Below are 11,763 nucleotides of genomic sequence, written 5' to 3'. Positions count from 1 at the left end.
TGATGGCCGAAAATAGTGGTTTTTTTAACGGCGGGGAGAAAAAATCGGCAGGTCGAGCCATGCGAATAGTTGAAAATATTGCAGCCTGCCTATATTTTTAGCACGCCGATGCGGAAATCTCCTTCCTCTATGAAGCGCCCTGAAAAAAGCGTGAGTTTTAGGCTAATTATTCACAGAATCTGTGGATAAGTTTGCCGCTTGTTAAGCTTAAAAAACGCTTGCCATCGATAAAATAATATGCTTGCCGTGGCCGATTTTCGACTGAAAAAAATGACAGCTGGCGCCATTTTTTGTTAGCGCTTAGCATGCGTTTTGCGTTGCAAAAAAGCAGTGCGCGGTATGCATGGCTCACCCCGAAAAGCGGGCATGGGGCATCAAGTTAATTGCGCACGGCGCTGCACCAAGGGGAGGGGCGATAGCTCATAAACGACAGATTTTGCAGCCCGTCCATGCAAGCCAGAATAAACCTGTATCCTAGGCATGCGCTAGAGTGACTCATCGCTGGCGCGCTTACCGGCATCCTGGCGAAGACCGGGATGCTTTTATTTCTTTGCATCGAGGAGATCTACATGTTCAACGCAAAATCGCTAGCCCTTGCATTGCTGTTATCTGGAACAAGCGTCCTTGCCTTTGCGCAAGCGTCCAGTGCACCTGCCTCTGCACCGGCTGCCAGCGCTAGCGCCAGTTCCACGCCCAAGACCAACACGGTCAAGGGCCGCAAGCACTTCCTGTCGAAGAATCAGAAGCAGTGCGCATCCCCTGATCTGAGCGATGAGCTGCGCAAAAAATATCGCTGCGACGCACCGAAGGAAACTTCCAACGTTTCCACCGCCAAGCATCCTGAGTAATTCCCGCTAAGCGGATTTGCGCCCGGGTCGCCTTGCGCGGCCCGGCGCAAAGCCCCGGTTTTTCCTGCTAGCAGCCCATCAAGATTTTTACCCGCGCTTTTAAGTTGCTCCATGGTGTACTGTGTGCCGCTTCGCTGTAGGCCAGTTGCGCTGCAACGCTGAGCAATATCTCTGTTCCGGCGCTATTCCCGCTATTGATTACCAATGTGGTTTTCAGTTCCGCAGCGCGTTCGCGCATGCCGGGAATGCCCCAATGGCCGGCCCGGCTGCCGGAGTTCAATATCGCAGGTGCTATGCCGCAGCCATCGTCCTTTACCGTCAGCAACAGACCGGCATTGCTATAGTCCAGCCTGATCTCGATGCGGCTGGCGTCGGCATGCTTCAGTGCATTGATGACAGCCTCCCTGGCGATGCTGACGATCTCTTCGCGGATGAAAGGCTTCAGTTCGCGCGGCTCGCCCGTGACCCTGGCTTCGCAGGCGGCTTTCTGCTGAGGCTGCATGGATTCCGTCAGCTCCACGACCATATGGTTCAGTGCCGTGCTTATGTCGGGGGCCGAGCGCAGATCCATCACCTGGTTGCGGGCATCCACCACGACCTGGTCGGCAGCATCCAGCGCTTTTTCCATCAGCAAGCGCTCCGGCAAATCGGCGGGTAGCCGGTCAATCGCAAACTGGAAACGCATCGTCAGGATCTGCACGCCCTGCAGCAGCGTGTCGTGCAGGGTGCGGGCGATTCTCTCGCGCTCCAGCAAACGTTCCTGCAGGCGCTCGCGCATGCGCCTGGTGACATGGTCGAGCCGCCAGCGGTAGGCGATATACAGCAGGAATAGCGCTGCGATCGCGCACAGCAGCTTGAACCAGAGCGTCTGGATAAAGCTGGGCTGTATTGTAAAATCCAGCGTGGCGCCGGTATCATTCCACAAGCCGTCATTGTTGGAAGCAATCACATGGAAGTGATAGCTGCCCGGCTCCAGGCCGGTATAAAAGGCAGTGCGGCGGTTGCCGGCGTCTTGCCAGGTCTTGTCCACGCCATCCAGCCTATACCTGAACTGCATGCGCTCCGGCACGGTGAGGCTGAGCGCGGTGTAGGCGATCTGCGCCGAGGTCGTGCCGGGAGGCAGCGACAGGGATTGCGCGGACTCGCTATCGAATACATTGTCGCCCGAGCGCAGATGGCGGATCGCTACCGTGGGGCGCAGCGGGTTGAGTTGCATCTGGTCCGGGTCCACATGGTAGATACCGTAAGATGTGCCGAACCACATCTTGCCGTCCGTGCCCAGGATTGCGGTCGGGGTTTGCGGAAATTGCGAAGGCGTGCCTTTCAACCCATCCAGGAAATCGTAGCGCTGGAATTTGACCTTGTAGGCGGCATCGCGTTTTGCCTTGCCCAGTTCTTCAGCGGAGATGCCGCTGATGCCGTCCAGGCCGTTGATCCACAGGCTGCCTTTGGCATTGAAGATCAGGCCGGATGCCCCGGCGAAGCTGTCGCTACCCGTGCCCATGATATTTGTAAAATGCTTGCCGTCGTAGCGGGCCACGCCGCTTTCGCCGCCTATCCAGAATTCGCCGTCATGCTCGGTAATCTGCTTGATGGAACCCAGGTGCAGGCCTTCGGCATCTCCCCGCAGGCGTATCTGCGTGCCGTCCAGTATCGCGATCTGATTGCCTATGCCGCCAAACCAGATGCGCCCTCTGGAGTCGCAGAACAGCACATTGGTGGTGAAGCTTTTCAGCTCGGGAATGCCGCCGCCCTCTGTCCAGACGCCATTCTCCAGTGCATAGGTCTTTCCGCGTGCCATCCACAGCCGCCCCTGGCGATCCTTGACCAGGCCAGACACGGGGCCGTCTTTCCTTGCCATGCTGGGCGGATCAATGTCTATGCGTTTGCCGTCCAAGATATGCGCCAGCCCATCTATCGCGCCTATCCAAAAGCTGCCGTCCGGGTCGTTATATACATTGGTCGTGATGTTCTTGGAGGTTTCCGCAGGGCCGACCAGCGTGGTCTTTGCATCTTGCTGGCCTGGATGCTCCAGGATATAGCGGTCCACCCGCAGGCTGCCATTGGGGCCGGCGGCAAAGGGGCGGGCGTCGGCGATATAGTCGGGTGTATCGATGGCTTCCAGCCGGTTGCGGCGGAAACGGTCTACGCCCTTGCCGGTGCCTATCCAGATATTGCCTTCCTGGTCTACCAATACTGCATTGGGCGTTCCGGTCAGGCTTTGCGGTTCATCTATGGTACTGATGCGCGCGCTGACATCTTCGCGTTCTACCCGCATCACGCCGAACTCCTTGTTGGGCGTGAGCCAGAGATTGCCCTGCGGATCAAAGAACAGGTAATTGGATGCCGGCAAGTCTGGAAAATGCGGGGCCTGGCCTTTTAGCGGTGGGCTCAGCATCTGTATGCCCGGCTTGTCCAGGTCGCACATCCATATGCTGCCGTCCGGCGCCTTGGCGATCTGGCCAAAGCTGCCGCCGTCCGCCACGCGACGAAACTCTTTTTCTCCGCGCGCCAGTGACACCGTGGCTTCCAGCGTCCTGACCCATAGCGTGCCCCTGTCATCTAGCAGCATGGAGGAAATGCGCGTGCGTTCGCTGACGCCGTCTATCTTGACCAGATGCCAGCTGCTGGCACGGGCCTCTTTATATAGCAGGCCGCTGGGCGTGCCTATCCAGATTCCGCCATCCTGGTCTTGCACAACGAAGCGCACCGCCGATCCCGGAAGGCCGTCTTTGCTGCCTAGGTGGATGATCTTGCCATTCTGCAGCAAGCTCAGGCCCCCAAGGCGGTAGGCTATCCACAGCGCGCCGGAGGGCAGGGTGCCCACTGTGCTGACATTGGATGAGCTGAGCGGCTGTTGCTGGCTCTGGTATTTTTCAAAGCTGACGCCGTCAAAGCGAAACAAGCCGCGCGACGTCGCCAGCCACAGCCAGCCATCCGGGGTTTGCGCCATGCTGGTGACCCGCCCCGGCGCACCGTCTTTTGCACCCCAGGCAGTGTGGTGCATCGCTATCATCGGGTAATTGCTGTCGGCTGTTGCTGCGGCTGCTCCGAGCGCGGAAAAAAACAATATGGCGGAACAGAGAAGGGCTCTTGGATGCATGGGGGAAGGGTGTGCTGAGAGGTGATACAGGTATAGGTACTGCAGGCGTATATGTTGCAAGATTGTATTTATAGCCCGCTATTTAAGCAAGCGCAATCTATCTCGCTTACAGACATTTACACCTTCTGTTATCGGCTGTACCGATAGGCGGCCGCGTCGTAGCGTTTTCCCTGGTGTTTCTCTCTGATGCTTTTTTCTAATCCAGGCCCATGCCTGCATCGACAGGGTAGCAGTCACCATATTGATCGCGGTGTCTGCTTTTTAAGCTATCCTTGCTGATTCAGACATTCATAAAAATATTTTCAAATTGATGCAATTTTTTTATTTTTGAATCGTCTTACTAGCAAGGAGGGCAAAAATGACCCTCCAAAATATTGAATCAGGGAAAAAAATGAAGAAACAAAGAAATACAATCAAACCGGCGCCGGGCAGCAGCGCCGCAGCCGCAGGCGGTGCAGCGTGACCGCTGGCGCGGTGACTACGCCGCCCAAGTTCTCCCCTTACCAAAAACTCGTTGTCGGCATGCTGGCCTTTTTGCAGTTTGCCGTGATACTCGACTTCATGCTGATGTCGCCTCTGGGTGCGATCATCATGCCGGCGCTGTCCATAGAGCCTTCGCAATTCGGCCTGATCGTTTCTGCCTACGCCTTCAGCGCGGGTATATCCGGCTTGCTGGCGGCGGGCTTTGCCGACCGCTACGACCGTAAAAAGATACTGCTGTTCTTTTACACCGGCTTTATTCTCGGCACTGTCTGGTGCGGGCTGGCAACCAGCTTTGAAAGCCTGCTGCTGGCGCGTATTGTCACCGGCCTGTTTGGCGGCGTGATCGGCTCCGTGGTGCTGGCTATCTCCACCGACCTGTTCCCGGTGCAGATGCGCGGCAGGGTCATGGGCCTGATACAGACAGCGTTTGCAGCCAGTCAGGTACTGGGCCTGCCGGCCAGCCTGTATCTGTCCAGCCATTGGGACTGGCATATGCCGTTCCTGGTGATGGCAGGCATAGGCCTGGTCGGCGGCTTGTTCGTCGCCTGGAAGATGGAACCGGTCAACGCCCACCTCGGCATACCGCAGGAGCGCAGCCCGTGGATGCACTTGCTGCATACGCTGACCGATACACGGTACATAGTCGCGTTTGCCGCAGTTGCCTTGCTCACTACGGGCGGTTTCATGCTGATGCCTTTCAGCAGCGCTTTCGTCGTGAACAACCTGGGCATCAGTCTGCATGAACTGCCTACGGTGTACCTGGTGACCGGCCTGTGCACGATCGTCTTCGGGCCGCTGATCGGCCGGGCAGCGGATGCTTTCGGCAAGTTCAAGGTGTTTTCGGCCGGTACGGCGCTGTCAATCGTGATGGTGCTGATCTATACCAACCTGCCGCCGGTATCCTTGCTGGTGCTGATCGTGGTCAATGCCGTCTTATTTGTGGGTATCTTCTCACGCATGATCCCGTTCCAGGCACTGGTTTCCACCGTGCCGGACCAGGCCCAGCGCGGCGCCTTCAATGCGATCAGTTCCGCCATTCAGCAATTGTGCGGCGGCCTCGCCTCGGTAGTGGCCGGCCACATCATCAGCTACGGCGCGGACGGCAAGCTGCAGCACTTCAACGTCATCGGCTATGTGATGCTGGGCACTTCCATCACAGCCTGGCTGCTGGTGTCGCGCATCTGGGCAAACCGCAGAGTGGAGCCAGCTCCTGCGCTGCAGGCTGCTTCCAAGTAGCAGGGGTTATGGCAAGGTCTGCGCGCTTTGCTAGCCTTGTTCAGTGTGAGTGCCTGATTGAAAGTAAAAGAGCGGAGTGAAAACTCCGCTCTTTTTTTTGAGTGAAGTGCCGGATATCAGTTATCAGCGTGCTTATTGGCCGATACTCAACTCATAGAGTTTGACGATGCCATCAGGAAGAGTTTCCTTCTCTATCTGATAGGAGCCTTTGGGCAAGAACAGGATGGCTTCCTCGGCATTACCGTCAACCAGCACCTGGTCAACCGGAATGCCGTTTTGCTCTCCTTTTACCATCGCCCGAATGACAATTTGCTCGCCGGTGCCGATTTTTCCTGTCTTTACGATGTGTTTTGTGCGATTTTTTGCCAGCCAATCCGGACGGCCATCGACCAGCTTTGTTTCAGGGTGGAATACAGAAATATCGGCAAGGCTCTGATAGGATTTCGAAACCAGCCATTCCGATCCGTTTTTCACAAACACGCTTGGCTCGCCCTGCAACTGATCTTTGACTGCCATCCAGGTTTTGTCGGTCAGCTTGTCATAAGGGTTAGGGGTGCCTCCCTCCTGGTCTATGGTCAGGGGATCAATTCCGGTCAGTTCTTTAAATACTTCCGCCATCCATTTTGGTCCTGGCCCCGTGTGGAATTTTCTGATGTGTGCATATCCCGCATACACCAAAACTTTTGCATTGGGTTCTCTATCCATCAATTTCTTCAAGTTGCTGGCTTGCCCCTTTTCACGGTCGGCGATTCCTTGATTGCCATAGGATTCATAGGAGACCAATTGATATCCAAGCGATATGGCTTCTCGCAGGAAAAAAGCAAACTCGGGGTCCGCCGTGTAGTTGCCGGAGGTGGGTGATTTCAAACTGGGATAACCCTGCTTTTGTGTTTCTTCTGCATTCGCCAGTGTCTCAACGGCGAGATGGGTAAAGCCCCGTTCCCGTAGCGCCTTTGCCAGCTGCAGAGCAAAAATCCTGTGCTGGGAGATATGGTGTGCTTCATTCAGCATGACGACCTGGTAGGGCGCTGCCAGTGCCGTCAAAGCAGGGATGGCTGCGCGCTGCTGATAAGTATGGGTATCGTTTATTTTTTCTGCAGACAGTCCCGGATTTCTTCCTATGACAAAGCTATCGTTGTCTTCCTTGCTGAAAAACTGTTGGGCTTCCCGTTCCCGCCCCAGAAAAGAAAGAATGATGCTCCTGTTATGAGCCGTTATGATGCCTTTGCCTGTACCTATGCAATCCATGGCGTGCAGATATTGCCCATCGCGGATGAGCTTGTCGCAGTCTGCATCGTTGGCATGTGCCAGGGTGGGAATCAATGCCGCAAGGATGGTCAGCACAGCGCGTGTAGAAATCATGGGATATCCGAAAAGTTTGATGGGCGCGGCAGTGGCGAGTTTGTCTGCAATCGATCAGAAGGCTCACGTTTCGTGCTGATCGCTTTTTCTGATCATATTTAAATTGCAATAAATTGATTGTTGCATTGACAATCTTTCCGTGTCAACATGCATTTGAATAAACAAGCATTTAAATTGGCCATCGAGCCTGAGGTGCAGATTTAATTGGGGGGCTGAGATGCCTGTCAATAAAAGCATGAGCAAACATGAACATTTCGACCCGCCTAACGGTTGCAGAAGACAAGCTCATGATGTGGGCGCTATATGAAAGTGCAATGAAGCCCTACATCGAGGCAATTTGGGGCTGGGATCAGGCTTGGCAGGATGCGGACTTTGAGAAAGGGTTTGCGAGCTCTGCCAATTATGTTGTCGAGGCGGATGGCGTATTTTCCGGTTACGTCCAGCTTGACGAAGGCGGAGACGAAAATTATTTGCGTATGCTTATCCTTGCGCCTTCGCTGCGCTCAAAGAAAGTTGGCGCGCTCCTGCTAGGCGAGTTTTTAAACCGCAGCAGGGAGGCCGGGCGCGATATGCGGTTGCGCGTCTTTCGCATCAATTCCGGCGCAAAGAGATTTTATGAGCGCGAAGGATGGCAAGTGGCGAGTGAGGATGAGGTTTTCTTTCTGATGCGTTGCGGTGATGGCCACGTCGCTAAGATTCCAGGGGCACGATACGAACGAAAGACCGTGCATTACGAATTTTCTGTCCGACTTTGAGGTTTGAGCAAGCAGGATGAATTTTTTTAGAGACGATTTTTATAGGAGACGCACGTGAGAAGCAAGCTTTACTTGATTTTAGGGTTTTTCATGCTGAATGCAGCCAACGCGGCGGCATTGCCAGATTACCCTTTCATTTTTGAATCTGGGACGGCCAGAGTGGATGTCGCTCCTGACGCGGCAATTATTGATATCACGGTCTCAAGCCGCGGAAGTGATGCGTCAAAAGCGCTGGATCTCGTAAATGCCAGCATGTCCGATGTATTCAAAGCATTCAACAGGTCAAAGCTGCGAAAGGAAGATGTCGAATCCTCTGATCTTGTGCGCTCGCTTGATTACGCGGATCCTAAACGTAATGCCGCGCCGACTTATACCATTAACCGTCATGTTCGAGTGCAGCTTAGAGATTTGTCGTTATGGGCCGCATTGATGTCGGAGCTGGCCAAGATGAAAAACGTTGAAAGGCTGAGCGCGGAATTTTTGGTAAGCAACCGCCGTTCCATTGACGCAGAATTGCAATTGAAAGCAGCGCATGATGCCGAGGATAAGGCAGATAAAGTTGCAAAAGTATTTGGAAAAAAGCTTGGCTCGGTCATGGCAATATCGGAAGCGCCATTTAATATGTTGGGGCGTGCCCTGACTGAGGATATGAGTAACGATGCTTTCTCTCCTCCGCCACCATTTAGCCCGCCCCCAGAACTTGCGGCGGAAATTCGGGTGCCGACGACAATTGCCATACAAAAAAACCTGAATGTTATTTTCAAGCTTGAATAGGATTGAGGGTGCGCGACGCGCAAGCTGTTGGGTGCCAATAGCGCAGCGTATTGCGGCGCATTTCTGAAATTGCCTGATGATGGATGGTTCCCTACCCACGCATCGTATTAATTCCTTTTTGCCCAGGAAATTAATTTAAGATCAAAAAATTATTCGACGATGCTTGAGAGATTTTTTATGACACCGGCGCATTGGCTTAATCTACTGACGCACATTGGGGCCGGCATCATTGCTAAGCGGATAGGGTTCTTCCTTATATGGAGCGTCAGGGGTACCGCTCAGTAGGCAGATTGGGCTGACGCTTCGCCAGCCCAACACTCAGCCCTCGCATACAACTAGCTGTTTTGTTGAAAAGGATGTTGGACTGGTGAAGCTTTAGTTCAACCTACTCAGATTTTAAAAGACTTCTCCTACCAGCTCTCCAGCCTTGACCCACAGCGCATCGGCACGAACTGGATCGATGGCGTAGGCGCGTACGCCGGGGCTGAATGCACTCAGCACGACATCGTCCGGCACCAGTAATCCGACCTGGCAATCCTCGCAGTAGCGGCCGCCTATCGTTTCTGCATCGGCGACGATGCCGGCCCATATGCTTGTTGCCGCTCCTTGCGCGGGAGTTTTTACTTCAAACGGTGGGTTCCCCAGGGCCAGATGCTGTTCATTCATCGCCGCAAATGCGCTCTGGAAGGCTGCCGGGTCTATATTGCGGGTCAGTTCGGTGAGGATCACGCCGGGGTGGACGCTTGCAGCGCGCACACCGCGATGACGGTGGCGCGCATCGAATGCGGTTGCCAGCAGGGCGTCACCGGTCTTGGAGCGGCCGTAGGCAAGCCAAGGGTCGTAGGGAGTATGTTCAAAGTTCGGGTCGTCCAGATCGACATCCGAGAAGCGGTGGCCATTGGAAGACAGCATGATGAGCCGTCCGCCATCCCGCATCAGCGGTGCGAGGCGGTTGATCAGCAGATAGTGGCCAAGCACGTTGGTGCCGAACTGAAGTTCAAAACCGTCCTTGGTATGCGCAAACGGTGTCGCCATTACGCCGGCATTGGCCACCACCAGATCGAAGGGTTTGTTGGTGGCGGCCATTGCCTCGCTCACCGATCTTACCGATGCCAGGTCGGCCAGATCCATGCTGATGATTTCGAAACGGCCGCCGCTCTGTTCTGCTGCATCCCGCACGGGCCTGGTGGCGCTATGCGCTTTCGCGGTATCGCGTACCGTGCCGATGACTTCTGCTCCCCGTGCCACCAGTGCACGGGCGGTTTCTATGCCCAGGCCCGCCGAGACGCCGGTGATGAAGGCGCGTTTGCCGCGCAGGTCGATGCCTTCCAGCACCTCGTCTGTTGTAGATGTTGCATTGAAGGTTTTCATGCTCAAAATATTCTCCTGTCGTGTTGAAATGGGCTCGCTGTGCACTCACCCGTCTTGCCTAAGATACCTTCGCATCTGGATGCTTGTTGGCCGAAATTGCTCAAATTCTTGCCTAATCCGCTCATTTCATTGCATTCAAGTTGGAATGCTGCGACACTGGATTGATGAAAGATTTACTTGATCAGATGTGCCGCCGGGTGCTGCGTCATGCGGATGAACATCAACTGGAGACAGCCATTCCCAGGTTGGCTATCGGCGCATTCCGGCAGTCGGAGCCAACGATAACGGCGGTTGCCGCGGGTGTTTGCCTGGTTCTGCAGGGGGGCAAGCAGATGCTGGTCGGAAGAAAAATGCTGCGGTATGGGGCAGGGTCGTGTTTCGCCTCTTTGATAGAGTTACCGACGACCGTTTGCGTATTTGAGATGGATGGCGACAAACCCTATCTCGGCACAGGCCTGACCCTGGACCGCGACATCTTCACTGCACTGATCGCCGATATGCCCGAGGAGCCGCCGAGAAAAGAGGTGTTAGGCTTTGATGTACAGCCGGTTTCGCGCGAATTGCTGGAGGCCTGGGATCATCTGTTAGCTTTGCTTGATACCCCTGCCGACATTCCCATGCTTGCTGCGTCGAGAGAGCGAGAGTTGTTGTACCGGCTGCTGCAGAGTCCGCATGGCCCTTTGCTGCGGCAAATTGCGCGGGAAGAGGGCAGACTGGCGCAAGTGAAAAGATCCATAGACTGGATGCGCAACCACTTTGACGAATCATTCTCTATCGAGGCTGTGGCCGACATCGCCGGGATGAGCGTTTCTTCTTTTAATCGCCACTTCCGGGCCGTGACATCGACCAGCCCTTTACAGTATCAAAAGACGCTCAGGTTGCAGGCTGCCCGGCGCCTGTTGGCATCCGACGCAGATGCCACCCGCGCCGCGTACGCAGTAGGCTACGAAAGCCCTTCGCAATTCAGCCGCGAGTATTCACGGCTTTTTGGGCGGCCTCCAAAACAGGATGCTTCGCAATTGCGTGAAAACATCGGCGATATTTCCAGTATTGTGGTTTGAGTTGCCATGACCGCCTTGGAGTACAAAATAAGCCGGCCAATCAAGGAGCTGTCTCCATTCGTGGAAAGCTTCTGGATGATAGTGAACGAGTCGGAAGATTCGCACAAGGTCACGGTAATGCCGGATGGCCGGGTGGATATCCATTTCTTTTATTCCGACCGGGAAGCCTTTCACGCATCCATTGCCGGGTTGGAGCATGCGCCTTCGCAGACCGAGATTCCTGCGAGGTCGGTGATGTTTGCGGTCAGCTTCAAGTTGCTGGCAATGGAGTATGTGCTGGGGGCTAGTGTTGCGGCTTTGGTCAATGACAGGGCTTTGCTGCCGGATGATTTTTGGGGCATCTGTAAAGACGATCTGGACGACTTTGATCAGTTTTGCCGCAAGCTCTCGGACAGGATTCATCAACTCATCCGCGCAGGGAATAAGCCTGTCGATCCAAGAAAGCTGAAGATGAACGACGCGATCTACGCCAGCAAAGGTGCCGCCAGCGTGCAGGCGATTTCTGAGGCGGCGCACTGGAGCAGCCGGCAGATCAACCGCTATTTCAACCAATGGTTTGGCCTGTCGCTGAAGGCTTATTGTTCGATACTGCGCTTCAGGGCGAGCTTTGCACAGATTAGTGAAGGCAAGCTGTTTCCGGAGGATTTCTTTGCCGACCAGGCGCACTTCATCAAGGAGGTAAAAAAGTACTCCGGTTATACGCCCAAGGAGCTATATAAAAACAAGGATGGCCGATTTATACAATTATCTACGCTGAAGTAGCCGTATTC

9 protein-coding genes are annotated in these 11,763 nt (G+C 54.8%); 6 read left to right on the top strand and 3 right to left on the bottom strand.

Going from position 1 to position 11,763, the window contains the following annotated elements; translation table 11 throughout:
* Positions 1-569 precede the first annotated feature (569 nt).
* The gene (locus IEW12_RS04670; protein ID WP_188564786.1) at positions 570-848 is read left to right on the top strand and encodes a hypothetical protein; all 279 of its coding nucleotides are present in this window, start codon (positions 570-572) and stop codon (positions 846-848) included.
* Between the two features lie 67 nt (positions 849-915).
* On the opposite strand, the gene IEW12_RS04665 is transcribed toward IEW12_RS04670, so the two are convergent.
* A complete protein-coding gene (locus IEW12_RS04665; RefSeq protein WP_188564785.1) occupies positions 916-3,864 on the bottom strand; it encodes a sensor histidine kinase in 2,949 nt (982 codons plus the stop codon).
* A gap of 546 nt (positions 3,865-4,410) precedes the next feature.
* Between IEW12_RS04665 and IEW12_RS04660 the strand changes: the two genes are divergently transcribed.
* On the top strand, positions 4,411-5,670 hold the full coding sequence (locus IEW12_RS04660; RefSeq protein WP_371874495.1) for an MFS transporter: 1,260 nt from the start codon (positions 4,411-4,413) through the stop codon (positions 5,668-5,670).
* A gap of 132 nt (positions 5,671-5,802) precedes the next feature.
* Here IEW12_RS04660 and IEW12_RS04655 read toward each other — a convergent pair whose 3' ends face one another.
* Positions 5,803-7,014 carry a hypothetical protein gene (locus IEW12_RS04655; RefSeq protein ID WP_188564784.1) on the bottom strand — a complete coding sequence of 404 codons (1,212 nt, stop codon included), beginning with the start codon at positions 7,012-7,014 and terminating at the stop codon, positions 5,803-5,805.
* Positions 7,015-7,277: 263 nt separating this feature from the next.
* On the opposite strand from IEW12_RS04655, the gene IEW12_RS04650 reads away from it, so the two are divergent.
* A complete protein-coding gene (locus IEW12_RS04650; RefSeq protein WP_188564783.1) occupies positions 7,278-7,787 on the top strand; it encodes a GNAT family N-acetyltransferase in 510 nt (169 codons plus the stop codon).
* 54 nt (positions 7,788-7,841) lie between these two features.
* Positions 7,842-8,561: an SIMPL domain-containing protein gene (locus tag IEW12_RS04645; protein WP_188564782.1), complete on the top strand. Its 720-nt coding sequence runs from the start codon at positions 7,842-7,844 to the stop codon at positions 8,559-8,561.
* 396 nt (positions 8,562-8,957) lie between these two features.
* Here IEW12_RS04645 and IEW12_RS04640 read toward each other — a convergent pair whose 3' ends face one another.
* Positions 8,958-9,932 (bottom strand): SDR family NAD(P)-dependent oxidoreductase, encoded by a 975-nt coding sequence (locus tag IEW12_RS04640; RefSeq protein WP_188564781.1) that lies wholly within the window; start codon positions 9,930-9,932, stop codon positions 8,958-8,960.
* 164 nt (positions 9,933-10,096) lie between these two features.
* On the opposite strand from IEW12_RS04640, the gene IEW12_RS04635 reads away from it, so the two are divergent.
* Both IEW12_RS04635 and IEW12_RS04630 read left to right on the top strand, forming a co-directional pair.
* Positions 10,097-10,993: an AraC family transcriptional regulator gene (locus IEW12_RS04635; RefSeq protein ID WP_229750917.1), complete on the top strand. Its 897-nt coding sequence runs from the start codon at positions 10,097-10,099 to the stop codon at positions 10,991-10,993.
* Between the two features lie 6 nt (positions 10,994-10,999).
* Positions 11,000-11,755, top strand: coding sequence for a helix-turn-helix domain-containing protein (locus IEW12_RS04630; protein ID WP_188564780.1), 756 nt, complete (start codon positions 11,000-11,002; stop codon positions 11,753-11,755).
* The last annotated feature ends 8 nt before the right edge of the window (positions 11,756-11,763 follow it).

Origin of the sequence: Parundibacterium terreum (assembly GCF_014636315.1) — a bacterium.
GTDB classification, from domain to species: Bacteria; Pseudomonadota; Gammaproteobacteria; order Burkholderiales; family Burkholderiaceae_D; genus Undibacterium; species Undibacterium terreum.
Note: the sequence above shows the minus strand (reverse complement) of the source record. Positions and strands in the feature narration are given on the sequence as shown.

Bases quoted from the DNA above. Each gene is read 5' to 3' on its own strand.
- IEW12_RS04670 (WP_188564786.1), top strand. From the start codon at position 570: ATGTTCAACGCAAAATCGCTAGCCCTTGCATTGCTGTTATCTGGAACA.
- IEW12_RS04635 (WP_229750917.1), top strand. From the start codon at position 10,097: ATGAAAGATTTACTTGATCAGATGTGCCGCCGGGTGCTGCGTCATGCG.
- IEW12_RS04665 (WP_188564785.1), bottom strand. From the start codon at position 3,864: ATGATAGCGATGCACCACACTGCCTGGGGTGCAAAAGACGGTGCGCCG.
- IEW12_RS04630 (WP_188564780.1), top strand. From the start codon at position 11,000: ATGACCGCCTTGGAGTACAAAATAAGCCGGCCAATCAAGGAGCTGTCT.
- IEW12_RS04640 (WP_188564781.1), bottom strand. From the start codon at position 9,932: ATGAAAACCTTCAATGCAACATCTACAACAGACGAGGTGCTGGAAGGC.
- IEW12_RS04650 (WP_188564783.1), top strand. From the start codon at position 7,278: ATGAACATTTCGACCCGCCTAACGGTTGCAGAAGACAAGCTCATGATG.